This is a genomic window from Xenorhabdus japonica (assembly GCF_900115195.1).
Lineage (GTDB): Bacteria > Pseudomonadota > Gammaproteobacteria > Enterobacterales > Enterobacteriaceae > Xenorhabdus > Xenorhabdus japonica.
Map to the genome: position 1 here is coordinate 32,084 of NZ_FOVO01000002.1, position 23,325 is coordinate 55,408.

23 protein-coding genes and 2 pseudogenes are annotated in these 23,325 nt (G+C 42.3%); 8 read left to right on the top strand and 17 right to left on the bottom strand.

Going from position 1 to position 23,325, the window contains the following annotated elements; translation table 11 throughout:
• Positions 1 to 19: 19 nt before the first annotated feature.
• Positions 20 to 652 carry a multifunctional acyl-CoA thioesterase I/protease I/lysophospholipase L1 gene (tesA, locus tag BM135_RS01130; RefSeq protein WP_175485888.1) on the bottom strand — a complete coding sequence of 211 codons (633 nt, stop codon included), beginning with the start codon at positions 650 to 652 and terminating at the stop codon, positions 20 to 22.
• Between tesA and ybbA the strand changes: the two genes are divergently transcribed.
• Both ybbA and ybbP read left to right on the top strand, forming a co-directional pair.
• The gene (gene ybbA / locus BM135_RS01135; RefSeq protein WP_092517046.1) at positions 623 to 1,309 is read left to right on the top strand and encodes a putative ABC transporter ATP-binding protein YbbA; all 687 of its coding nucleotides are present in this window, start codon (positions 623 to 625) and stop codon (positions 1,307 to 1,309) included. The two genes, tesA and ybbA, sit on opposite strands and share 30 nt — an antisense overlap.
• A complete protein-coding gene (ybbP, locus tag BM135_RS01140) occupies positions 1,306 to 3,738 on the top strand; it encodes a putative ABC transporter permease subunit YbbP (protein WP_092517048.1) in 2,433 nt (810 codons plus the stop codon). The genes ybbA and ybbP overlap by 4 nt, the downstream gene beginning before the upstream one ends.
• 75 nt (positions 3,739 to 3,813) lie before the next feature.
• Here the strand turns inward: ybbP and BM135_RS01145 are convergent, their stop codons facing one another.
• The 5 genes and pseudogenes from BM135_RS01145 to BM135_RS01160 all read right to left on the bottom strand — a co-directional run bounded on the left by BM135_RS01145 (position 3,814) and on the right by BM135_RS01160 (position 8,696).
• A complete protein-coding gene (locus tag BM135_RS01145; protein ID WP_092517050.1) occupies positions 3,814 to 4,869 on the bottom strand; it encodes an LLM class flavin-dependent oxidoreductase in 1,056 nt (351 codons plus the stop codon).
• A gap of 42 nt (positions 4,870 to 4,911) precedes the next feature.
• Positions 4,912 to 6,189, bottom strand: coding sequence for an MFS transporter (locus BM135_RS01150; RefSeq protein ID WP_175485871.1), 1,278 nt, complete (start codon positions 6,187 to 6,189; stop codon positions 4,912 to 4,914).
• Between the two features lie 54 nt (positions 6,190 to 6,243).
• The gene (locus BM135_RS01155; RefSeq protein ID WP_092517054.1) at positions 6,244 to 7,134 is read right to left on the bottom strand and encodes an outer membrane protein OmpK; all 891 of its coding nucleotides are present in this window, start codon (positions 7,132 to 7,134) and stop codon (positions 6,244 to 6,246) included.
• A gap of 590 nt (positions 7,135 to 7,724) precedes the next feature.
• Positions 7,725 to 7,840: pseudogene (locus tag BM135_RS16485) on the bottom strand (IS6 family transposase); the annotation flags it as partial.
• Between the two features lie 217 nt (positions 7,841 to 8,057).
• Positions 8,058 to 8,696, bottom strand: a complete 639-nt coding sequence (locus tag BM135_RS01160; protein ID WP_092517056.1) for a TetR/AcrR family transcriptional regulator — start codon at positions 8,694 to 8,696, stop codon at positions 8,058 to 8,060.
• 549 nt (positions 8,697 to 9,245) lie between these two features.
• On the opposite strand from BM135_RS01160, the gene BM135_RS01165 reads away from it, so the two are divergent.
• On the top strand, positions 9,246 to 10,400 hold the full coding sequence (locus tag BM135_RS01165; RefSeq protein WP_092517057.1) for a porin: 1,155 nt from the start codon (positions 9,246 to 9,248) through the stop codon (positions 10,398 to 10,400).
• A gap of 255 nt (positions 10,401 to 10,655) precedes the next feature.
• Here BM135_RS01165 and rdgC read toward each other — a convergent pair whose 3' ends face one another.
• On the bottom strand, positions 10,656 to 11,567 hold the full coding sequence (gene rdgC / locus BM135_RS01170) for a recombination-associated protein RdgC (RefSeq protein WP_092517058.1): 912 nt from the start codon (positions 11,565 to 11,567) through the stop codon (positions 10,656 to 10,658).
• 169 nt (positions 11,568 to 11,736) lie between these two features.
• Between rdgC and mak the strand changes: the two genes are divergently transcribed.
• Complete coding sequence (gene mak / locus BM135_RS01175) at positions 11,737 to 12,645, top strand: fructokinase (RefSeq protein WP_092517059.1); 909 nt, start codon at positions 11,737 to 11,739, stop codon at positions 12,643 to 12,645.
• A 470-nt stretch (positions 12,646 to 13,115) separates the two neighbouring features.
• Here mak and BM135_RS01180 read toward each other — a convergent pair whose 3' ends face one another.
• The 10 genes from BM135_RS01180 to BM135_RS01220 all read right to left on the bottom strand — a co-directional run bounded on the left by BM135_RS01180 (position 13,116) and on the right by BM135_RS01220 (position 19,264).
• Complete coding sequence (locus BM135_RS01180) at positions 13,116 to 13,799, bottom strand: helix-turn-helix transcriptional regulator (protein ID WP_092517060.1); 684 nt, start codon at positions 13,797 to 13,799, stop codon at positions 13,116 to 13,118.
• 35 nt (positions 13,800 to 13,834) lie between these two features.
• Positions 13,835 to 14,323 carry a helix-turn-helix transcriptional regulator gene (locus BM135_RS01185; protein ID WP_339385121.1) on the bottom strand — a complete coding sequence of 163 codons (489 nt, stop codon included), beginning with the start codon at positions 14,321 to 14,323 and terminating at the stop codon, positions 13,835 to 13,837.
• Positions 14,324 to 14,454: 131 nt separating this feature from the next.
• The gene (locus BM135_RS17640) at positions 14,455 to 14,589 is read right to left on the bottom strand and encodes a hypothetical protein (RefSeq protein ID WP_281244085.1); all 135 of its coding nucleotides are present in this window, start codon (positions 14,587 to 14,589) and stop codon (positions 14,455 to 14,457) included.
• A gap of 96 nt (positions 14,590 to 14,685) precedes the next feature.
• Entirely contained in the window at positions 14,686 to 15,045 is a 360-nt protein-coding gene (locus tag BM135_RS17260) for an ATP-binding cassette domain-containing protein (RefSeq protein ID WP_245737256.1), read from the bottom strand.
• A 28-nt stretch (positions 15,046 to 15,073) separates the two neighbouring features.
• The gene (locus tag BM135_RS01195) at positions 15,074 to 15,235 is read right to left on the bottom strand and encodes a hypothetical protein (RefSeq protein ID WP_245737258.1); all 162 of its coding nucleotides are present in this window, start codon (positions 15,233 to 15,235) and stop codon (positions 15,074 to 15,076) included.
• A gap of 100 nt (positions 15,236 to 15,335) precedes the next feature.
• Positions 15,336 to 15,914 carry a TerD family protein gene (locus BM135_RS01200; protein ID WP_092517062.1) on the bottom strand — a complete coding sequence of 193 codons (579 nt, stop codon included), beginning with the start codon at positions 15,912 to 15,914 and terminating at the stop codon, positions 15,336 to 15,338.
• A gap of 54 nt (positions 15,915 to 15,968) precedes the next feature.
• Positions 15,969 to 16,997, bottom strand: a complete 1,029-nt coding sequence (locus BM135_RS01205) for a TerC/Alx family metal homeostasis membrane protein (RefSeq protein WP_092517063.1) — start codon at positions 16,995 to 16,997, stop codon at positions 15,969 to 15,971.
• 27 nt (positions 16,998 to 17,024) lie between these two features.
• On the bottom strand, positions 17,025 to 17,480 hold the full coding sequence (locus BM135_RS01210) for a tellurite resistance TerB family protein (protein WP_092517064.1): 456 nt from the start codon (positions 17,478 to 17,480) through the stop codon (positions 17,025 to 17,027).
• 42 nt (positions 17,481 to 17,522) lie between these two features.
• On the bottom strand, positions 17,523 to 18,674 hold the full coding sequence (locus BM135_RS01215; protein WP_092517065.1) for a TerD family protein: 1,152 nt from the start codon (positions 18,672 to 18,674) through the stop codon (positions 17,523 to 17,525).
• On the bottom strand, positions 18,674 to 19,264 hold the full coding sequence (locus BM135_RS01220) for a TerD family protein (protein ID WP_092517066.1): 591 nt from the start codon (positions 19,262 to 19,264) through the stop codon (positions 18,674 to 18,676). Before BM135_RS01220 ends, BM135_RS01215 begins: the two co-directional genes overlap by 1 nt.
• A 592-nt stretch (positions 19,265 to 19,856) precedes the next feature.
• On the opposite strand from BM135_RS01220, the gene BM135_RS01225 reads away from it, so the two are divergent.
• From BM135_RS01225 to BM135_RS01240, 4 genes and pseudogenes are all read left to right on the top strand, one after another.
• Positions 19,857 to 20,933: a phosphoribosyltransferase domain-containing protein gene (locus BM135_RS01225; protein WP_245737266.1), complete on the top strand. Its 1,077-nt coding sequence runs from the start codon at positions 19,857 to 19,859 to the stop codon at positions 20,931 to 20,933.
• 62 nt (positions 20,934 to 20,995) lie between these two features.
• Positions 20,996 to 21,262, top strand: a pseudogene (locus BM135_RS01230) (hypothetical protein); the annotation flags it as partial.
• Entirely contained in the window at positions 21,255 to 22,337 is a 1,083-nt protein-coding gene (locus tag BM135_RS01235; protein ID WP_092517070.1) for a cysteine protease StiP family protein, read from the top strand. The pseudogene BM135_RS01230 and the gene BM135_RS01235, both read left to right, overlap by 8 nt.
• Entirely contained in the window at positions 22,334 to 23,257 is a 924-nt protein-coding gene (locus BM135_RS01240; RefSeq protein WP_092517072.1) for an HpcH/HpaI aldolase/citrate lyase family protein, read from the top strand. Before BM135_RS01235 ends, BM135_RS01240 begins: the two co-directional genes overlap by 4 nt.
• Positions 23,258 to 23,325 lie beyond the last annotated feature (68 nt).

The window sequence follows — 23,325 nt, forward strand, 5'->3', positions numbered from 1 at the left end:
ACTATTAGGAATAATTTACTTAAGGATAGTTGATGTATGCCGACAATTTGTTGGACATCCAATCAGCAATAAAAGGTTGTGCAGCTTGATTAGGGTGCAGCCCGTCGTCTTGCATCCACTCTGGTTTGATAGCAACCTGCTCCATAAAAAATGGCAGTAGGGGAATTTGATTGCGTTCAGCAAGTGTAGGATAAATTTTTGCAAAGGATTCGGTATAACGTTTTCCGTAATTAGGAGAAATTCGAATTTGCATTAACAATGGTTGTGCGCTGGCTTGTTTGATCAAAATAATACTCTGTTGCAAATCTTGTTCTATGTTTTGAATGGGAAAACCACGCAGTCCATCATTCGCGCCAAGTTCTATCAGAACCCATTTGGGATTGTGCTGCTTCAATAATTCAGGCAAACGTTCGAGACCCTGCGCTATGGTATTGCCACTAATACTGCCGTTAACGATGACCGTTTTTTTACCAGCTTGTTGCCATTGTTTTGCCATCAGAGCAGGCCACGACTGCTCAACCGGCAAACGGTATCCGGCACTGAGGCTATCTCCCAATATCAGCAGAGTATCCGAAGCAGTTGCTCTGGCACTGCATAGCACCAACAATAAAAGGAAAAATACATGGCTGTAGAAAGTATTCTTGAAGTTCATCATCTCACTAAACATGTAGGCCAAGGGGAACAGGTAATTAATATATTGCAGGGTATTGAGTTGGTTGTCGAGCCAGCACAGACAATTGCATTAATTGGCGAATCAGGTTCAGGGAAGTCGACACTTCTGGGGATTATTGCTGGATTGGATGATGGCAGCGGGGGAGAGGTCCACCTGTTGGGACAGAATATCAGCCGCATGAATGAAGAACAGCGGGCGCAGTTAAGGGCAGAAAATGTAGGTTTTGTTTTCCAATCGTTTATGTTGATTCCAACCCTGAACGCGCTGGAGAATGTTCAACTTCCGGCGTTATTGCGCGGCGAACCGGAACACCAAAGTCGTAAACAGGCTATTGAGTTACTCGAACAGTTGGGATTGGGAAAACGCCTGAAACATATGCCAGCCCAACTTTCGGGTGGTGAACAGCAGCGAGTGGCTTTGGCTCGGGCGTTCTGTACCCGCCCCAAAATTTTGTTTGCTGATGAACCAACAGGCAACCTTGATCGCCAGACAGGTGATCGCATTGCTGATTTATTATTTTCTCTCAATCAGGATTACGCTACTACTTTGATTTTGGTCACCCATGACAGCCAACTTGCTGCCCGTTGTCAGCGTCGTTTACGTCTGGTGGATGGAAAATTGCGGGAGGAAGCATGATCTGGCGCTGGTTTTGGCGTGAATGGCGCACACCATCTCTTCTGATTGTTTGGTTATCCCTGACATTGGCGGTGGCCTGCGTGCTGGCATTAGGGCGTATCAGTGATCGCATTAATCAAAGTGTGCATTATCAAAGCCGTGATTTTTTGGCGGGTGATCTTGTCTTAAAGGCTTCTTATCCGGTTGATGAAACTTGGTTGAGCAGGGCACAAGAGCAGGGATTGACATTGAGTCGCCAAATTTCATTTTCGACCATGACATATGCGGGAGATATTCCACAACTGGCTCAGGTAAAAGCCGCAGATGAGCGTTATCCTCTATATGGAGAACTGGAAACTAATCCGCATGGGTTAAAGCCAGAGAAGGGTTCTGTGTTGGTGTCGCCGAGATTACTGACGCTGTTGGGAATTAAGGTTGGGGATAATCTTGACGTGGGGGATGCCACGTTGAAAATTAGCGGCGAATTGCTGCAAGAACCTGATAGCGGGTTCAGTCCCTTCCAGATTTCTCCCCGAATTTTAATCAATATTGATGATGTTCAGGCAACAGGAGCGATTCAACCCGGCAGCCGCTTGACTTACCGTTATATGTTTGCGGGTTCTCCTGCCGCCACCCAATCATTCCAGCAATTTGTTGAACCACAACTAAAAGCGGATCAACGCTGGCTGACATTGAAACAGGATAATGGCGTAATGGCGCAATCCATTGAACGCGCCCAGCAATTTTTACTCTTATCAGCTTTGTTGACATTGCTGCTTGCTGTAGCTGCGATGGCAGTATCTATGACTCATTATTGCCGCAGTCGGCATAACCTGATTGCCATTCTGAAAACACTGGGGGCAGGACGTTGGGCTTTGCGCCAATGGATCATTGGGCAATGGTTGGTAATATTGCTTGCTGCCATAGCGGTAGGCTCTACTTTAGGCTTGGTTTTTGAATCGGCATTGATTCGAATTTTGGCTGAGATGTTGCCTAAGGTGTTGCCAGCGGCAGGAATATGGCCGTGGGTATGGGCGATTGTAACCCTATTTGGTATTGCAATATTGGTGGGCATTCGCCCGTATCGCCAACTCATGGCTACCCAGCCTTCACGGGTATTGAGAAGTGATGTAACAGCGTCTATCTGGCCATTACGTTATTATTTATCTGTGGTGGCATTAATGATAACGGGGGGATTGGTATTATTGGCAGGTACTCAGCCTTTGTTATGGTCACTTTTGGCAGGAGTGCCGGTTGTTGCATTGTTTTTGGCGTTATTGGGATGGCTGGGATTATGGTTGCTGCGCCGTGTGACATTCCGTCAGATAAGCCTGCGTCTGGCGGTCAATCGGTTACTGTGTCGACCGTTTCAGACCATGACCCAATTGGCGGCATTTTCCCTGTCATTTATGTTGCTGGCTTTACTTATTATGGCAAGGGGTGATTTATTGAGTCGATGGCAGCAGCAATTGCCGCCGGATAGCCCGAATTATTTCCTGATTAACATGACCCAACCACAAATTGCTCAAGTTAATGATTTACTATCCAAAGATCAGGTGAAGCCTACCGATTTTTATCCTGTAGTGTTGGCGCGATTGACGCAAGTGAATGGACAATCTGCGCTTGAATGGGCGGTTGAAAAACAACCTAACAGTACGACAGTGAGTCGTGAACTAAACTTAACATGGAAAACAGAATTACCGCCTTTTAATACCTTAAGTTCGGGGACATGGCCTCCTAAGCCGAACGAAGTTTCCATAGAGCAAGGCGTTGCAGAACGATTGAAAATCAAGTTAGGAGATAGGCTTACATTCACGGGCGATACCCGAACGTTTCATACCACAGTAAGCAGTATTCGCAAGGTGGATTGGGAAAGTATAAATCCAAACTTTATTTTCATTTTTGCTAAAGAGACGTTGGAAAATCAGCCCAGAACGTGGCTGACCGGCTTTCATTATGAAGGCGATGGGCGGCTGTTAACAGAAATTAACCGTCATTTCCCGACCATTGGCATACTGGATATTGGCTCGATAATCAAGCAAGTACAAAGTATTTTGCAGCAAGTTAGCAAGGCATTGGAAATTATGGTTGTTCTGGTGATGATTTGTGGCGGATTGCTTTTGTTGGCACAAATTCAGGTCGGGATGAACCAACGACAACTTGAATTAGTGGTATACCGTACATTGGGAGCGAGCAAAAAACTTTTGCGTCGTACATTATGGAGTGAATTTGCTCTGCTTGGTTTGATGGCGGGTTTGGCGGCAGCATTTGGTGCAGAAATTGCACTTTGGTTGTTGCAGACTCAGGTCTTTGATTTCCCGTGGCAACCACAATGGTTGATGTGGCTTCTGCTTCCGACCATCAGCAGTTTGCTGCTTTCAGTATGTGGTGGTTGGTTGGGTGTTAGGCTATTGCGGAAACAAGGGCAATATCAGCGTTTGCCTGAATAATTCTCGCTATATGCTATATATAGAAATAAACCTCGTTATTTAAACGAGGTTTATCATTTGAAAGGCTGGATATTATCAGGCAAATTCCGCTCTTAATCTGGGTAGGATCTGATCCCCAAAAACTGTTAATCCTTTGATGTAATTGGGGAAAATCAACATCACACCATCCAAATCACAATTACGCATTAAATCTGTCAGTTGTCTATAGCAGGTATCCGGTGTACCAATGGCGGTATGGGTCATAAAGGCATTTTGCGAACGTTCTACCATTGCATTGCTTTTTCCATCCATATCGACCCCAAAACTGTGCATCATATTTTTGACGGCTTCTACATCCAAACCTTGATGGTAGAACTGGGCGAGCGTTTCAGCATAGGCATCTGTTTCAGCGCAAATCACGGTACACATGCAGAATGTTTTGGTTGTTGTATTATACTCAGCGGCGATGCGTTTGGCGGTTAAACTGATATTTCGGGTTTCTGTCTCATCTTTGCCCCCGATAAAACATACATCGGTATGGCGTACACTGAAACGCAGCCCTTGCTCGGATTGACCAGCACAAACAAGATAAGGACGAGGAAGGGAAAGAGGTTTAGGTTCAGAAACGCACTGCTTTAAATGAAAGTAAGTGCCTTCGTGGTCTACCTGTTTTTCACGCCAAAGACGTTTAATCAACTGAGTCCATTCTTCGGTCATGGCATAGCGCTGGTCATGGCTCAAACTATCATCCCACTCCCCCATTTGTTCAAATTCATCCCGGAATGAACCTGAAACAATATTCAGCCCGGCACGACCTTGACTAATATGATCCAACGTAGCGATCATTTTGGCGGTAACAGCCGGATTATGCAGTCCGGCATGAACAGTGGCGATCAATTTTGCACGGTGAGTAACTTCGGCAATGCCAGCCATCAGCGTGACGGATTCGAGTGAGGAACCCCAATGATCGGTTTCACCGCCAAACCCGCGCCATTTTCCCATGGACATAATGAAATCAAGACCAATATGATCGGCCAAAATAGCAGCTTCACGGTTTTGTTTATAAGACGCATCCAGTGGCGGTGTGTTTTTGGAGATGATCCATCCACCTTTGGCTATGGGAAGAAATACACCGAACTCTTTCTTTGACATCACTATTTCCTTGTTTGTACGTTGTTTCAGTTCACTTTTATCCTATTCAGTAAATTGAGTATTTTTTATTGAGTGCTTTCCCATTTTCTGAGCAGGTGGTTTCATCATCAATGTTACGACAAGAACAACAAATACGGGGATAGCAATAATTAAGAATGCTGAAGTAAAACTGCCTGAATAATCCTTGATGGCACCAGCTAAAAAAGGCGCCAGACACGCCAACGTGGAAATCAGGTTCATGATTGAAAACAGTTCCAGATAAGGCTTGCGGCCAAAATAGTTTGCCAGCAGTACACTGGAAGCGAGGAAGGTCATGCCATATCCCATCCCGACAAACACCGTGAACGTAATCAAAAATAGCCATGAAGAGGCAATGCTCAGTGCAATTAAACCAAGAATGATGATAGCCAGACTACCAATCAGTAATTTTTTCGGATCTACCCACTCTCCGATTGCACCACCTGCCAATCTGGAAAACGCATTGATAAAGGCCATTGTACTTAGTAACCCAGCAGCGATAGCTTCGCTGAAACCATTTTCAATAATATGGGCAACCGCAAAACTATTGACTGTAATACCACACCATAAAAATGCGGTGTAAGTTGCGGCAATCACATAGAACTGCCATGTCCGCAGAGCTTGATGTGCCGTCCAACGTTGCTTGGTACGATAAATGCTGGGATTATCCTGACTGTTATTTTTTTGATTTACAGCCTTGGCATGGGCAACTTCCCGTTTTCCCTCTTGAAGAGTAATAATTGTCAGGATAACGAAAATGGAGAGGGCAATGGCGGAAATCATCCAATGCATTCGCCATGTCCCCCAAACACGAGTTGCCAGAAAGTAGATCCACGGGCCTACCACGCCTCCCAATCCTCCTATTGTGAAGTAGAAACCAAAAGCAAGGGATTGTTTCTCATATAGCCGTGAAATCACATAAGTACCCGGGACTGTCGCCAAAAAGGTAAAACCGATACCAATTAAAGACGCACCAATAAAATACGATGAAATAGTGTGTGTGTGATAAAGATTGTAGAAACCAGCCAGAAAAATTAGCAGGCCGATGGACAGAGTGAAACGAACGCCAACTTTACGAATGAATACCGTTGGCAGGAAACTGGATAGTCCGCAAGTTAGGCCAAGCAGCGTGAAGCCTAAACCAGCATTTGTCCAGCTCCAGCCCAGTTCATTAATCATACTGGGCAGGACAACACCCAATGACGTAAAGGTTGTTGCTGTGGATAAAAAATAGACCATGCCTAAAAGTATCAGCAAAAACCACTGATAAGTACGCCCGAACTTGTCGTGTTGAATGGACATTGTGACCCCATCAAGGATATAAACCATTAAAAACGGCACTAGTTTATGTGTTTATCAGAAAAAGCTGTATCGAATAAACACTCCATAGCTAAATTGATTCGTACGAAAGTCAGATGTATCTTTTATTTTATACTTATTTTTGACCGGATTTACGACAACACCTGTCCACAGGTGACCAGCTTGATACCCTAATTTTTTCCCCAAGTCATAATGTAGCTCAGGTTTGAAATCGATCATTTCGGAGTTATCGCCTAAGCCCAATGTATAATCGAAAGTTCCTACAACGCGGAAATCCCCCAGTTGATTACTGAAAGGAATGCCATAATCAATATGGATACGCTGATCGTTCCAATTTCCCTTGGCATTATTTTCAAAATAAAAGATAGTACGCAACCAACTGAATCCACCCACTTGCCAATCAAGGCTGATACCGGGGAAATAGTCATATTTTACATTTTTGGTTTTAGCTATCCACTGAGCAAACAGCACATCTTTTAATGGGCCATAGGAAAGATCATAGCCTGTGATTTTACTGGCACTGAGTCTTGGTACGAATTTATAGTAATAGGTACTTTTATCGCCTTTGTAGTCATGTTGCAGAGAGTTTTGCCAAATGCTATAGACATACATATCACCAATCTTGTAATCACCAAAGGCTTCTACAATGGGTGAAATGGTTTTTTGAGGATCAATCTTATTTTCGAATTGGAAGTAAAGGCTGGTATCGATGGATTGAAAATTGACAAAACCTTCTGCTTGCACATTTTTTGTAAGAATCTGTAATAGTATCAATGATAAGATTATTGGATTTGAAAAAATGCTTTTTAAAAAATGAGGAGTTGATTGTACCTTATAACGTACATTAAAGCATAGAAAGTATTGTGATCTTTTTTGAAAGAATTGTAAGCGGTTTCCTATTTTGTATTTATTGCAGAGAAATAGCATGTTATGAACTCATTTCATTGGAATATAAATAAGGAAAATAATATTTAACTAACGATAATGAGGTGTCAAGAGGGTTAAGTATTCAATATGTGTATTCTGGTTTTATAAAGTCAATTTTAATGCCGAACAAAGCCAGTAGAATAAGACGATTGAACTAATCGAATGCTATCGTGTGTATTGCTAGATCAACAGATTGAATACTTGACCGATTAATACCTAATGTAATTGGTGAAATAATAATGAACGCATCCCGTTTCAAGGTAAAGTTACTCTGGTTATAAAACTCTTGGTTTACTCAGGTCTATTAGCCCGGTAACACGGAGAGCTGGAAAAACACCTGCCAGAAAACAGTTTACCTCCTCACCTGTTCTTCATTTATCTACTCGCTTTTTTTGTATAATATGCGCGAGAAATGAGGAATGCGGTAAGTAGTACAATTTATTTCATTGTTATTCCTCATTTTTTACTCATTTTAATCTTCAGGTTCTGTCGTATTAACAAAAAAGTACGAGTGAAGATGAGGTGATTGATTTTTACTCAGCTAATTGAGAGAAAAATGCCGCGGGTGAAATCGGACACCCTTCTTTTTATCAGTATTGTCCTTTGCACAACATACAGACCAATTCAATCCCTGCCAACACGGTCTGGGCTCGTCTGAAGTTTTTGAACCCCAGCAAGGACGTGTTCGCCGTTTGACATTGCGGTGAGTTGGGGAGTTTTACAGAGATGAAGTGTGGCTCCCCTCAGATTTACGGCATCATAGTGCCCACGAAGTGATGCATTCCGCATCCGATACTGGAGCCACAAGATGAATTATATATCGGTGGAATTTAGCAAGGGCGCTGATGAAATAGTTGTTTCAGCGCCAATTATATTTTTGTGAAACTGAGATAGCCAGTGAGTAACCAGTCAAGCAATAATGGCTATTTCTCGACAATCCCATGCTTAAGCAAAGTCATTGCTGCGTTAATGCGAGGCATAATGTCTGTTTCTGGTAGTGGCGGAAGTAGCCCTAGAGCCATTTGTCTTAGTGGCTCTGCAATGACCATTGAGATTATGAGTTCACTGGTGATATGAAAATCCATTTTTTTCAGTAATCCTTGCTGATATTGGCGTTCAAGCCAATGGGCCAAAATATTTTTGCTTCTTTCAATACTACTTTTTTGATATTTATCCAATAGTGCTTCACTATAAGGGAAATCAGACTGTAATAATCTAAATAACCCTACGGCTTCCATAGATAATGATTTCTTTGCCAGTTCAATTAAATATATTTTCAATAATTTTATGAAGTTCTGGTAATTATTGGCTTCTTTCTCAAAGTCAGGAATAGAACTATCTTTCCAACGCATAACAATCTGTCCGAGTAAATCTTCTCGATTTCTGACAAAACGGTAGAGAGTTTTTTTGGCAATACCCGCTTTTTTGGCAACCACATCCATAGTCGTTTTACTATAACCTTGATTAATAAGAAGTAGTAAGGTGACTTCATGAATTTTTTGGCGTATTTCTTGCTCTGGAATTGTGGGGCGACCTCGTGGACGTGAATGATTTTCTGCCATTTTAGCACCTTATGAGTTGTGAATATTTGTACCGCACTGGCGTGATCCCATTAATAAACAGAACATACTGATTTAAGTTTAAATGGAAGAAATAAATCACATTTCATCAAATACAGAACTCTTAGGTGCTTGTCAACAATATCGAATAATGACTATCACTTAAGCTATTATAAATATTCGTGAAAATACAGATTAAAAATAATCAAGTAGCTTCCCAGTATGAAAAAACTTATTTTTTATCAATTCACTTATTTTTTTATAACTTACTGTTTTAAATAAGTTATTGTCATAATTAATGCTATTTGGTTATGAGATTTATGCCTATGATGTGACTCTCTTCACAGGATGGCATTTTTTGCTAATTTTTGTTAGCAAAAGGTTTATTTAGATCTTAGTATCGTCATTGTTTGTTACAAATTTAACATTTAAATAACCAAAGTGTGTAAAACATTCCGCTCCCCTGATTCTTTATTCCAGAAAAAACATTTCTTGGGATGTGGATTTTTTGGCGGTGGCGAAATAATAACAAGACCAATGAGGATCACGATAATGATAAAACACAACACAATAGCAATGACAATGGCAATTCCGGTACTTCTCATGACTGGGGCTGTAAATGCCGCCGAGATTTATAATAAAGATGGTAATAAAATCGATTTATACGGAAAGGCCGATGTTCAGAGAACATTCTCTAAATCAAGTAGCGAGGCTGGTGACGGCTCTGTTGGTCGTATAGGCATTAGAGGTTCAACCCAAGTTACGGATAAACTGACAGGCTTCGGGCGCTGGGAATTCAATATGGGTGCCAATGGAACAGAAGTGGAGAGCGGTAAAAATACCAGAACACGCTACGCTTTTGCTGGCATTAAATATGGTGAATATGGTTCGCTGGATTACGGTCGTAATATGGGAATCGTCTATGATGCCAACTCATGGACGGATGCTCTGCCAGTATTTGGTGGTGATTCCATAGCAGCAACTGATAACTTCTTAATGGGGCGTTCAACTGGGTTATTAACGTATCGTAATACTGACTTCTTTGGTTTGGTGAATGGCTTGAATTTTGCCTTACAGTATCAAGCTAAAAATGACAGTAGCACCAAAAATAGCCGCAGTGATATTGCAAGACAAAACGGTGATGGTTTTGGTCTTTCTAGTTCTTATGATTTTGGTAACGGTTTCAGTGTTGGTGCTGCATACGGTAATTCTAACCGCACTTCGGCACAGAAACTGGGGACTGAGGAAGCTAAAGTTCTGGCTAAAGGAAATAAAGCGGAAGCGTGGATCGTCTCTGCCAAGTATGACAAAAATAATGTGTATCTGGCGGCCATGTATGGTGAAACTAGCAACTTGACCAGATTTGGTAGTTCTGTGGACAAACACACTATGTTTGCCAATAAAACTCAAAACATTGAACTGACGGCTCAGTATCAGTTTGATTCTGGCTTGCGCCCATCAGTTGGTTTTGTTTATTCCAAAGGTAAAGATTTGGGCAAGGATCTAGCTGATAAGAGCATATTGACAGACAAGGGATCTGAAGATTTGGTGAAATATGTTGCTGTCGGTGCTTCCTATAACTTTAATAAGAATATGCGTACTTACGCTGAATATCAGTTTAATTTGCTGAAAGATAATAGCTTCTCTAAAAATACCAAGATCAACACTGACGATGTGTTTGGTATCGGATTGGTTTATCAATTCTAATTGAAGTAAATGTCTTAAAACAAATACCTTAAAATAAGCACCGTAAAATAGCACGGTGCTGCTTCGTCGAACTGCCTCAATAAGATATACCTTTGCAGGCAGTTCGTTAGTTATACCCTTCATCTTTCAAGTTGCCTCTTTGTTGGCTACGCTCGCTCACCCCGGTCACATAGTTATCTATGCTCCCGGGGACTCACTCTCTTGCCGCCGCGATGCAACTTGAAATCCATTGGGTATATTCCCTTTTGTCTTATATTACCTTTCTGCCTCACCACCCAACGCATCAATAGTGTTTTTGATCAATGCACTTAATTCACCCGTCATTAAGGTAAAATCTGCGTCAAATCGTTGGGCAACATCTTCACGATCGATATCATCGTTTTGTTCACGTAAGGTTTCGCTGAATTTGATACGTTTGAAAGCGCCATCATCTGACAGCATAAACTGAATACGTTCTTCCCAGTCCAAAGCCAACTTAGTGACATACTTACCGGATTCAATATGTGCTGCAATTTCGTCTGACACCAAATTCTGTTTTTTACAGCGGATAACCCCTCCTTCTTCCAGAATGGCTTTCAGCTCGGCTTCATCCATCAAAGCATAGCCTGTAGGGAGATTACCAGAACGTACCCATTTGGTTAACGTCAGTTCAATGGGATCGGTGAAAGTAAGAGGGACAACGGGCAAGGAACCTAATGTTTTTCTCAACAGTGCCAGATTATCTTCAGCGCGTTTTGCGCTGGCAGCATCAACAATGATCAAATGGTTGACGGTATCGATCCAAATATAAGTTTGGCTAAAACGACTGAACGCTCTCGGCAACAGAGTGTGGATTACTTCATCTTTCAGTGAGTCTTTTTCGGTTTTTTTCAGCTTACGGTGCTGTTCACCTTCCAGACGGACTATTTTGGCCTGTAATTCCTGCTTAATTACAGGCGAAGGCAGCATTTTTTCTTCTTTGCGCGCGCAAATAAGGATTTGATTGCTGGAAGCATGAGTTAATGCTTCACCGTGAGAACCCATTGGAGAAATCCAGCCAGTTTTCATCATATCTTGGCTACCACATGGGGTGAATGCCAATGGGCTTAATTGTTTTTCCAGTTCATCCGCCGAAAGGGAAATCTCTCGGTTTAAACGGTAAATCATTAAATTTTTGAACCATAACATGCAGTTACCCCATATTGTTGCGCATCGTGACAAAAGTTATCTTAAAATATAAGGGGGCATAATAACGAATCATGTGACGAAGCCCTAGAACTTCATCAGTTTCATATAATAACTTCCTCAGTTTCATATAATAAAAAGCGTCGTTCTGCTAAATTAGGAAAGGTAAGCTATGCGTATAGGAATTGATCTCGGTGGAACCAAGATTGAAGTGATTGCATTAGGTGATCAGGGGAAAGAGTTATTTCGCAAACGGGTGGATACGCCCCGTAATAACTATCAAAAAACACTGGAAGCCATTGTTGGGCTGATTATTGATGCGGAAAAGGCAACCGGGCAGCAAGGAACTGTGGGAATTGGCATTCCCGGCGCTATTTCGCCTTTTACCGGAAAAGTAAAAAATGCCAATTCAGTTTGGATGAATGGACAAATATTGGATAAGGATATAGCCGCTTTGTTGGGACGTGAAGTACGTATTGCTAACGATGCAAATTGTCTGGCGGTATCAGAAGCCACTGATGGTGCAGGTGAAAGAATGCCAATGGTATTTGCCGTTATCATTGGAACGGGTTGTGGTTCAGGGATTGCATTTGGGGGGCAGGTTCACGCCGGTGGCAATGGATTGGCGGGGGAATGGGGGCATAATCCATTACCGTGGATGGATGAAGAAGATCAGGCATATCAGAATGAAGTTCGCTGTTTTTGTGGCAAACCGGGATGTACTGAGACTTTTGTGTCAGGCACTGGATTTATGACGGATTATTTCCGTTTAAGCGGAGTTAAGAAAAAAGGTTATGAAATCATAGAGGCTTTGGCGCAGGGAGATAAATTTGCAGAATTGGCGATAAGTCGCTATGAAAGGCGTTTGGCACGGGCACTGGCACAGGTGATTAATTTACTGGACCCGGATGTGATTGTACTTGGCGGTGGAATGAGCAATGTCGATCGTATTTACCAAACATTGCCGGATTTAGTCAAAGAGTGGGTTTTTGGTGGAGAGTGTGCGACACCAATCAGAAAAGCAGTGCATGGTGATTCCAGTGGTGTGCGTGGTGCGGCTTGGTTATGGCCTCAGCAATAAAGTGTATTCCTGCCAACGATAACGGCATACCTTAAAATACATTTCAATCTAATTTTTCGCCTACATTCATAATCTGGTTATGTATTCAATGTGTGTATTCTGGTTTTATAAAGTCAATTTTAATGCCGAACAAAGCCAGTAGAATAAGACGATTGAACTAATCGAATGCTATCGTGTGTATTGCTAGATCAACAGATTGAATACTTGACCCTTGAATGAAAACGAGTTTATTGGACGAAAATTTTTTGATAGCTACCTAGAAAATAAAAAGGATAAAAATCTGAAGAGCAGCAATGCGATTTCGGAGTTATTTAAATATTATATTCTGGGATTTTTTAAGGTATCTTAACAGGCCTAGATAAAGGTGGTCATCAGCGTTAGCGTTATTTGTTTTTTAAAAATTCACTGTGATGTATAACAATAACTGAGGTTGACCACTTCTTATTTTGGAGGTTATGTAAATTTTATATTCAAATAAGAATACGGCTTTCAGGACGCAGAAATCTTTCTGGTACATAGAGATCGAAATTATTAAATCGACAGTATTCTTCTAATTGTTGGGCAGAACTAACACCTGTCTTTTTATATATTTGTGCTGTATAATTTTCGACGGTACGATAGGAAATATTTAATACTCTACCAATTTGTTTACTGGTATATTTGTGTAGAGAGAGAAAAATAACATCCCATTCTCGTTGGGTAAATAAATGAGTAGGTGGTTGAAACATAATGGAAGCAGGGAGTTTTCCATGATATAAGCGAGTTAATGAATAATCTTGGGCTTTCCACAGGTGATAGATGATTCCTATACAATCACCATTTTCATGATAAAGAGGTGATTTTTCACAGAAATAAGAAGATAAATTTTTATCTTCTCCCCAAATATGTGTTTCAAGTGAAACATACGACTTTTCTTCTTGCATGACTTTTTGGTCATGATGAATATATTCTTTTGCAAACTCTGCACCATCCCAAGGAAGCTCGTTATCATAAAATCCTTCAAAATCAAATGAATCAGAAAATCCTTTAATGGTATTTAATGCTTTATTGCCATAAATAAAGCATGAGTTTTTATCCTTTATTCCCCAAGGGTCATTACTTGCTGCTAATGTATTTATTATTTGAGGTGAAATGATACTCTTCTTGTTGCTCATGTCTTTATTCCTTTATTATTTTTTGAATAGTATAATCAATTTAGTTCTCTACTGCCAATGGTGACAAATCGTTCTGGGATATAACTATCAAATTTTTGTTCTTTGCAAAAAGATCTCAGATCTGTATCTCTTGAAATATTAAATTTTTGATAAATTGATTGTATATAATTAACAACATATTCTGTGCTTATCATTAATTCCTTTCCGATATTTTTTTCATTCAATGAGCACAAAATCAGAAAAAGAATCTCCCACTCAATTTGTGTCAGAATATTGTCAGGAGGAGTGAATTCCAGGGTTGCTGGAGTAGCTTTATCATAATAATAAGAAGTAGAGAAGCTTGGAGTTTTGTACATGTGAAAAGTGATGCCAATACAATCACCGTTATCATCAAAAAGAGGACATTTATCACAGAGATAAATCTGCTTAACTTTATTTTTTCCAAATAGATGAGTTTCCATTGAAGTTACTCGTTGCATAGCCTGAATAACTTTTTGTTCCTGATGGTTGAATTTTTCGGTCAAGTATTCAATCTGTTGATCTAGCAATACACACGATAGCATTCGATTAGTTCAATCGTCTTATTCTACTGGCTTTGTTCGGCATTAAAATTGACTTTATAAAACCAGAATACACATATTGAATACATAACACATCATCCATCACTACGTTTCAGGGATTTTAGATATTCTTGAGGATTCATAAATACGCCATTAACCATATCAAAAACTCTGTCGGCCGCAGCAATAGCATCTGGTCGATGAGCCGCAAAAAGGCGTGTTATTTTCATGGATTTAATGGCTTCGTTAATCTTCCGCTCATTTTCGATATCTAGGGCTGATGTCGACTCATCCTGTATGAGAATCTTCGGTTTTCTATAAAGCGCTCATGCAATGGAAATTCGCTGTTTCTGACCTCCTGATAAAACGCTCCCCATATCTCCAACCATAGAGCTATAGCCGTCTGGCATCATATCTATCTCATCATGAATAGCAGCTACTCTTGTGCATTCATATATAAATTCAATGTCCGGCTGTTCGGCAAAGCAGGTGATATTTTCCTGCAATGATCCGGTAAACAAAAAATCATTCTGTAAGACATAGGAAACATGCTTACGATAAGCCTCAAGGCCAATGTTAGATATGGATACACCATTAACTCTTATACTCCCCTCGGTAGGCTCAAGCAACGAAGCAAGAACATGCAGCAATGTTGATTTACCACAACCGGATGAACCTACAAACATAATGGCGTTCGAAAGGTGTCCAGTCTTGTTAATTCAGGATCTCCGCAACAATAAATGCACGGCGTTCTCCCATTTGCCTGAGATAATCACAAAGAGAAAGAGAACCCTCCAATACAGATAAATGCTGCGCTTTGACAAACTGACGTTTGGTGTGAGCTGATGGTTCCAGTTTTCGAGTGAATAAGGTCATAAAAGATCCGCGCCCAAAGGAAGAGCTCAGATCTTAATGGATAACATGAGCTTTTACGACACCCTCGCCTGGGCGAGGGTTTACGGCGGATTTTGCTAAATTAAGCAGCATTGATACCATACTGCGCACAAACAGAAGCCAGGCCACCAGCGTAACCTTGACCTACAGCACGGAATTTCCATTCTGAGTTGTGGCGATACAGTTCACCGAACAGCATAGCGGTTTCAGTAGAAGCATCTTCAGTCAGATCATAGCGAGCGACTTCAATTTGAGTATCATCGTTAACCAGACGAATGAATGCACCGGAAACTTGACCGAAGCTCTGGCTACGAGCTTGTGCATCATGGATAGTGACAACAAACACTACTTTGTCTACGTCAGCAGGAACTTGATCCAGTTTGATTTTCAGTGATTCGTCATCGCCATCGCCTTCACCGGTACGGTTGTCGCCAGTGTGCATGATGGAACCGTCAGACGATTTCAGATTGTTATAGAAAATGAAATCTGCATCACCGCGTACTTTTCCGTTTGCCGCCAGCAGGAAAGCTGATGCGTCAAGGTCAAAGTCTTGTCCGTCAGTCGAACGAGCATCCCAACCAAGACCGATCAGAACGTTTTTCATGCTTGGCGCTTCTTTGCTTAGAGAAACGTTACCACCTTTAGAAAGAGATACACCCATTGTTATTTCCTCATTTTGTTACATCGTGTTAATTGATTATTCTTAATACCGGATTTAGCTTGCGTTTTCTTTTTGTGGGAACAGCAGGCTGGCAATAATACCGGCTGCCAGAACCCCAATCACCACAAACAAGCTGCTTGTCGCTGAAATCGAATAGCCGTGATGGAATATGTGCTCAGAGGCGTTCAGACCCAGTTTAATGGCGATGAAGAACAGCAAAACGATTACTGCCTTTTCCAGATGCGCCAGGTACTTTCTCAATGCCTCAAGTACAAAATAGAGCGTACGCAGGCCCAAGATGGCAAACATCATGGCGCTATACACAATTAAAGGTTCCCGGCTGACAGCAATAACTGCTGGTACAGAGTCAAAGGCAAACATAACATCAGAGAGTTCAACTACTGCCAGACACAGCATCAGTGGTGTAGCATAAAGCGTGAATTTACCTACTCGACCCACTTTTACATCGGCGTTTTCTGGTTTAGCCAGCTCTTCATCTACTTCTTTTTGGTTCAGCACAAAAGCATGACCGCGCAGTTTCGGCCAAATTGGGAAGAAGCGCTTCACCAGACGATAGGCAAGATGCTGTGAGTAGTCTTCAATCTCATCGTCATCATCACCGCTTTTCAGCATCATGACCGCTGTCCAGCCAACAATAACCGCAAACAAGATTTCAACCCACGGACCAAGTGCCAGAAGGCTTGTCCCGATGGCGACGAAAATGCCGCGGAAGACGATAGCACCGATAATTCCCCAATACAGGACTCGGTGGCGATAGCGGTCAGGAACAGCGAACCAAGAGAAAATCGCCATGATGACAAACAAATTGTCGACGGAAAGCACTTTTTCCAGCGCGTAGCCCGTTACAAACAGGCTCGCTGTTTCTGCACCATGATGAACATACAGAAATCCCGCGAAAACAAAAGCAATCGCGATCCAGAAAATAGACCAAAGAGAGGCACTGCGCAGCGAAATCGGCTTATCATGACGATGCATAAACAGGTCGATAAAGAGCGCGCCAACCGACAGGAAAATGAATACAGCAACGGTTTCCATCGGAAAACCAATGTGCAGGGATGACATAGAGTAAGTCTCTTAAATTATCTGCGATTATAGTCCGAAGTCAGCCGGTGCAAAGCCAAGGGCTAAGCAAATTTCTTGAACCGCCTTTTTTTCGTTGTCATCAAAATCATCATCACTTTTGGCAACTGCGATACCTACGCGCAAAGCAAGCTGTGCCGCTTCCGGCTGTTGTTTCAGGGCCATGATGAATTTCATCGCTTCACCTTTGCCAATATCAGCATCAAATTCATAGCTGCTGACCAGTTTGTTAAAGAATCCGATAATTTCTGTAGTATCGAAAACATTTAGTTCAGGGGAGTTTTTAATAAACCCTATCATTTTCTGCTTTTCTTCTGAGCTGACACCATTGCTCGCCATGGCAACGTGTGCACATACTGCTACAGTGCCTTCCATGAATTTTTTGTTTTTGAAGCGACTAACTTGATTGGTTAGTTCTTCACGTCCTGAGTTAAATGCTGATTTAATTTTGTTTAAAAAGGACATAAGCCCCTCCACTTGTGTAAAAACGTCTTGTACAAAAGAGTATTATTTACTACCGGATGTCCAACTAAAGCCCCATCCAAATGCTCTGTCCATTTCTTTATGTCCTTTGAAGTATTGATTTATACGTTCTACTTTGATGGCTCCATTTTCATTTACAAGGCGTGCAATGGCACACATGCCTTTGTTGTTGTGGCCTTCCGTCATACGCGTTTCAATTGGTGGCTGGTCAGGGACATAGATTGTGACTACACCGTCGGTTTTGTTCCAGCTAGGTGCACCTTCATAGATAAAGGCGTAGATCAAAACTTCACTGATGTTTTTCCATTCAAGGCCATTGATGTGGAGCCATTCACCGTCACTTACGCTACCAGTGCGATCATCGCCCTGTAATTCTACATATGGCTCATAACGGTAATCGCCAAAGCTGTTCCCCAATGCCTGCACAACGCCCCGGCTTCCATCCTGCAGCCGGATGAATGCACCAAGATCCAAATCCACATTTTTATTTGAACCAAACATACCCTGCAATACGCCCCTTGGGGAGGATGAGGAGGTTTGATTCCAGTTCAGATTGATACGGATTTTACCGTAGTTGTCGCGTTTACTCAGACTGATAGCCGGCTTTTCTTTGGTCAGGGAAACTTTGCTTAAATTAACGTTATTTGATGTTGCGGGAGCTGGTGTTGAAGTTGGCGCATCATCAATGATATCCATACCAAAATACTCTGCCAGTGGCTTGAGGCCGCCATTAAAACCTTGGGCTATAAAACGGAATTTCCACTCGCCATTACGGCGATACAGTTCACCGAGGATTAAAGCTGCTTCTGGACGTCCTTGTACTTCAACATCTCCCTGCAAAATCACGCTGCTGTTCAGTTCAACCCGAATAGATAGATTGCGCAGATTGGAAATCGTTTGGTTGCCGTCGCAGGTTGCAGTGAACGCGACTTTCTGAACATCCTGCCCCAATGCGGGTAAGTTGACGCTGAATGAGGTATTGATGTTGCCGCCAGTCAGACGAATGGTATTGTCGTTATTGACCGGCTGACCGTAGAACACCATGTCTGGATCGCCCTTGACTTTACCATTTGCATATAGACGAAAAGCAGACACATCAACGGCTGAACCAGACAAAACCCGTACTGTAATGGTCTGATTAGAAACGGGGGCGTTGCCCCCGGGGGTTAAATTCATTACCACACCACCACCGTCTTAACGATCTGCGGATACATAGCGTCAATGGTACGTTCAAGACAAGGAACGCCATGTGCCGTAAAATCCCACTGACCACCATTGCGGCGTAGGGAGGAGATGATAATGCCTGTGTGGGTTCCTTGTTCATTCAACTGATAGCGAGCCAGCTCTTTACCGCTTTGATCAACAACGCGACAGAAGGAATTTTCAACATCATTGAAGGTTTGACCACGGAAACTATTGACGGTAAATACAAGGTATTCGACATTCGCGGGGAGTTTGAGCAGATCGACGCGAATAACTTCATCATCGCCATCACCTTCTCCCGTCAGGTTGTCGCCAGTGTGTTGTATAGAACCACATTTTGATTTCAGCTGGCCGAACCACACCGTATCGATAGCATTGCCAGATTTATCAAGCATAATGCAGCTTGCATCCAGATCTATTTCATCATTGCCACTGCCGAATAAACTCGCCAGAAAGCCTTTCTTTCTGATGACAGGATCCCATCCCAGACCAAAATCTACTTTAACCAGTGATGCGCTCTGTTTGGCGAGCGAAACTGACTGATTTTTGTTTAACGAAACCATTAATGACACCTCTATCCTGTTTGTCGGTGAATCACGGCAATTTCACGTATTAAAAAATCATAATATGACAAATAGATAGCTGAAATCTGTCATATTATGATTCCCATAAACAGTATGTCTGGCTGTTAATCGTATGATAGGAAACGATCTGACTTCGTAGATTATAATTTCTTTTTCATAAAAAAAAGTCAAACAAATTTTACACTAAAAAATCATAATATGATTGACATGTGTTTATTGCCGATTCTAGACTGCCGTTTTTATCGCACTACATTAAGAGTAAATTCTGACAGTTACGGCCTTGAATTGTGGGTGTTTAACAGTTTGGTGACTTGGTAATCTGACCATTTAACTATGGTCTATCACTGAATAGATTTATCACTGAATAGCGGAATTTGATTTATGAAAAAGGAGTCATTGTTTTCATAAATTATCCGGAATGTGTTGAAATTTTTTAAAAGGCAACATTATGACTGTGTTGGGTGACCCCCATGTTTATAAAAAACAAAATCATAAAAAACAAAACTATAAGAAACAGGTTGTTCAAAAACAGATTTACCAAAAAAAATTAAACAGTGGGACGTTGACGGTGATGGCTTCCCGTGGCACAGCCTCTTTGGAAACATTGTTTGATATCGCTGAACGCCGTAATCCCAAAAGGGCCTTCTTATTTGTCAGTAAGGTCTTGGGACGGCATATTCCGATCAAGCCATCGGTCATGCGTTCAATTTATCAGCAATTATCTGGGCAGTTCCCTGCTAATCTTCCCAGCCCAGCCTTGTATATTGGTATGGCAGAAACGGCGGTCGGACTAGCTGCGGGTGTATTTCAGGAAACGAAACACAAAGTTGATGAGTCAGTTTTCTTGACTTCGACACGCCATCCCGTTGATGGAGACTTATTGTGTGAGTTTAAGGAAAATCACAGCCATGCTACGGATCATCTGATTTATTGGCCAACAGAAAACCGCTTGCGCCAAAGGGTGATAAATGCCAGAACTCTGGTTCTGATTGATGATGAAGCAACTACGGGTAACACATTCCTGAATTTGCTGGATGCACTGCGTAATGCAGGGCTTGAGCATATTGAGCATATTGTCACAGTGACATTAACGGATTGGAGTGGAAAATCGATTGTGAAACGCAGTCCATTACCTGTGTCTATAGTGTCTCTGATTGAAGGAAACTGGCAGTGGGATGCTGATATGTCTGCTCCTGTTCCGGTGATGCCTCCAGTTAATGTTACAGCTCGGGGAGAAGTCAGCATTATCGGCCAACAGAACTGGGGGCGTTTAGGTCTGGATGAAATTCAGTGTGATATCGGTACAACAATCAGGGTTAAAGCAAGTGAAAATGTGTTGGTATTGGGTTCCAGTGAATTTGTCTGGCAGCCGTTCCTGCTTGCTGAGCGGCTTGAGCAGGAGGGCGCATCGGTAGTATTTGGTTCAACAACCCGTTCCCCTATCTCTTGTGGTCATGCCATTCAATCTGTAATGGCTTTTACAGATAATTACGGGCTTAGCATTCCGAATTTTCTCTACAATGTCGCACACCAGAAGTTTGACCGTATACTGTTCTGTCTTGAAACGCCAAAAATATCCGTTGATCCGGCGTTGATGGCACAGCTTGTCCAGGTTTCTCCGGTTGTAGAGATCGTTGGATATGATTAAGCCTGTATTTTTGATCGATCTTGATGACACGCTATTTCAATCTCGTCGAAAGCTGAAAGAAATATCGGATACATCGACTTTCCGGGTGGGAGCGTTGGCTCGGAAAAATTTTCCCCACAGTTATAAAGTGTGTTGACAAGGGGTTGGCCACTCATCATCTTTTGCAAAAGCTTCGCGCCGAGAGAGGCGTTTTTCCGGTTATTGGCCTGGGAGATAGTCTGAGCGATCACCGTTTTATGCAACTATGCGATTGGTTTGGTATGCCCCAGCAAAGTCAGTTTTCTGACCTATTAATGAATGCTTTATTTGGAGCTGTAAATAATGAATAGCTTTCCTCCTTTCTCTGGGAGTTATGCTTCTGATGATGTTCAATTTCTGCTGGAACCCGTTCAAATTGAGATGACGCCTGTCGATATTAAGGAGCAGTTGATCCAGTCTGGCGCTCGTCATTATTCAGATATGTTAAGTCAGGAGCCAGAGCCAACGCCTTATCACCTTGAACTGTTTGATAAAGCGCTTGAACAAGGAGCTGTCCGGCTGGCGACGGAAGTTGTTATGCTCGCCAAGGCACTGATAGCTCGCTTTGGTGATACGCCGATTGTGTTGGTCAGTTTGGTCAGGGCGGGTGTTCCTTTGGGAGTTATGTTGCATCAGGCTCTCAGAAAAATGGGCAAGTGTTCTTATCATTATGGCATTAGCATTATTCGCGATCGTGGCATTGATAATACAGCTTTATCGTATATCGAACAGAAACATGGAACGGATGGAGTAGTATTTGTTGATGGCTGGACAGGCAAAGGTGCGATTACCACAGAATTGTCGCGATCTTTGGCGGGGAGAGACGGTTATTCAGGGATCCCTCGTCTGGTAGTTTTGGCTGATCCTTGTGGCTGTTCGTGGCTGGCAGCCAGCGATGATGATTGGTTGATTCCTTTCGGCATTATGGGGGCACCGGTATCGGGGCTGATATCGCGCTCGATCTGGCGTGAAGAAGGTTTGCACGGTTGTATGCAATGTGATCACCTGATCAAGTTTGAATGCAGTCGCTTGTTGGTGGATACTGTTGCTGATTGGCATGTTCGATTTGATGTTGCCGCTATACCCGAAGCTGTTTGGTTTCCGCAGGAAAAAGCGCCTTTGCAGCAATTGAGTAAAACAGTGATTTTCGATCTTGCTGAAAAATACCAGATTGACAGTATTAACCGAATTAAACCCGGTATTGCAGAAGCAACCCGCGCAATATTACGGCGTGTGCCAGAACATGTACTGGTGCGTTCTCAGGATGATCCTGATGTTGCCCTGTTGGTTCACTTGGCACGTCAGAAAAATGTAGTGATTACGGAAGTCGGTGCTTTAATAGGTCAATATCGTGCTGTAACTATCATCAAAAAGGTCGTCAGATGAAACCGATTCCTTCTCCATATCAACTTGGTGCCACTCTGTATATGCCAGCTACCCGCCAAAATATTGCAGAAATTGTATTGCAGAATAAGATCCCTGATCTGCGTTCTTTGGTTATTTGTCTGGAAGATGCGGTCAGTGAGCAGGAGATTCCTGCTGCCATCGAAAATCTCAGTGAGATTATGCAAGCATTGACGGAAGCTGATAATTTTTCTTCTAATGTCGAAAGCCATCGTCCCCTGATTTTTATCCGTCCGCGTAATGAAATGATGGCGAAATATCTGGTTGCCAATGTGAATCTCAGTGCTATTGATGGTCTGGTTTTACCCAAATTTACCCACGCTTCATTATCCGGTTGGTGGGATATCATTGGCCCAACTCATCTGTGCATTATGCCAACATTGGAAAGTGAAGAGGTGTTTGATGTTCAGAAAATGAATCGGCTTGCTGACATTCTCAAAACTCACCCTTGCAAGGATCGCATTATTACCTTGCGCATTGGCGGTAATGATCTGATGAATGTCATGTCCCTGCGGCGCTCCCGTAATTTCACCCTTTATGATGGTCCGATGGGATATATCATTAAAATGCTGGTTGCCGTTTTTGTTGCACGGGGATTTGTTCTGACTGCGCCAGTTTGTGAACATATTGACGACTTGAAATTGCTTGAGAAAGAGCTGGAATTAGATATTGCTCACGGTCTAGTAGGAAAAACGGCCATACATCCAAAGCAGATTAAATGCATCCAACGAGCGTTGAGAGTCAGCGCCCATGATCACGCTGAAGCGCTGAATGTTCTTAATTCCAGTAAGGCTGTTTTTAAATCACGGGGAGTTATGTGTGAACCTGCGACTCATCAACGCTGGGCGGTGAATATTCTTGCGAGAGCAGAACATTATGGTATAGAGCCTGAAGCAGCATAGAACCCGAAACAGGTAAAATATTATTAATGATTTTAATTTGTTTTGATATTGATTTACCTGTGATAGTG

Bases quoted from the DNA above. Each gene is read 5' to 3' on its own strand.
- ybbA (WP_092517046.1), top strand. From the start codon at position 623: ATGGCTGTAGAAAGTATTCTTGAAGTTCATCATCTCACTAAACATGTA.
- tesA (WP_175485888.1), bottom strand. From the start codon at position 652: ATGAACTTCAAGAATACTTTCTACAGCCATGTATTTTTCCTTTTATTG.
- ybbP (WP_092517048.1), top strand. From the start codon at position 1,306: ATGATCTGGCGCTGGTTTTGGCGTGAATGGCGCACACCATCTCTTCTG.
- BM135_RS01145 (WP_092517050.1), bottom strand. From the start codon at position 4,869: ATGTCAAAGAAAGAGTTCGGTGTATTTCTTCCCATAGCCAAAGGTGGA.
- BM135_RS01150 (WP_175485871.1), bottom strand. From the start codon at position 6,189: ATGTCCATTCAACACGACAAGTTCGGGCGTACTTATCAGTGGTTTTTG.
- BM135_RS01155 (WP_092517054.1), bottom strand. From the start codon at position 7,134: ATGCTATTTCTCTGCAATAAATACAAAATAGGAAACCGCTTACAATTC.
- BM135_RS01160 (WP_092517056.1), bottom strand. From the start codon at position 8,696: ATGGCAGAAAATCATTCACGTCCACGAGGTCGCCCCACAATTCCAGAG.
- BM135_RS01165 (WP_092517057.1), top strand. From the start codon at position 9,246: ATGATAAAACACAACACAATAGCAATGACAATGGCAATTCCGGTACTT.
- rdgC (WP_092517058.1), bottom strand. From the start codon at position 11,567: ATGTTATGGTTCAAAAATTTAATGATTTACCGTTTAAACCGAGAGATT.
- mak (WP_092517059.1), top strand. From the start codon at position 11,737: ATGCGTATAGGAATTGATCTCGGTGGAACCAAGATTGAAGTGATTGCA.
- BM135_RS01180 (WP_092517060.1), bottom strand. From the start codon at position 13,799: ATGAGCAACAAGAAGAGTATCATTTCACCTCAAATAATAAATACATTA.
- BM135_RS17640 (WP_281244085.1), bottom strand. From the start codon at position 14,589: ATGAAAATAACACGCCTTTTTGCGGCTCATCGACCAGATGCTATTGCT.
- BM135_RS17260 (WP_245737256.1), bottom strand. From the start codon at position 15,045: ATGTTTGTAGGTTCATCCGGTTGTGGTAAATCAACATTGCTGCATGTT.
- BM135_RS01195 (WP_245737258.1), bottom strand. From the start codon at position 15,235: ATGACCTTATTCACTCGAAAACTGGAACCATCAGCTCACACCAAACGT.
- BM135_RS01200 (WP_092517062.1), bottom strand. From the start codon at position 15,914: ATGGGTGTATCTCTTTCTAAAGGTGGTAACGTTTCTCTAAGCAAAGAA.
- BM135_RS01205 (WP_092517063.1), bottom strand. From the start codon at position 16,997: ATGTCATCCCTGCACATTGGTTTTCCGATGGAAACCGTTGCTGTATTC.
- BM135_RS01210 (WP_092517064.1), bottom strand. From the start codon at position 17,480: ATGTCCTTTTTAAACAAAATTAAATCAGCATTTAACTCAGGACGTGAA.
- BM135_RS01215 (WP_092517065.1), bottom strand. From the start codon at position 18,674: ATGAATTTAACCCCCGGGGGCAACGCCCCCGTTTCTAATCAGACCATT.
- BM135_RS01220 (WP_092517066.1), bottom strand. From the start codon at position 19,264: ATGGTTTCGTTAAACAAAAATCAGTCAGTTTCGCTCGCCAAACAGAGC.
- BM135_RS01225 (WP_245737266.1), top strand. From the start codon at position 19,857: ATGGCTTCCCGTGGCACAGCCTCTTTGGAAACATTGTTTGATATCGCT.
- BM135_RS01235 (WP_092517070.1), top strand. From the start codon at position 21,255: ATGAATAGCTTTCCTCCTTTCTCTGGGAGTTATGCTTCTGATGATGTT.
- BM135_RS01240 (WP_092517072.1), top strand. From the start codon at position 22,334: ATGAAACCGATTCCTTCTCCATATCAACTTGGTGCCACTCTGTATATG.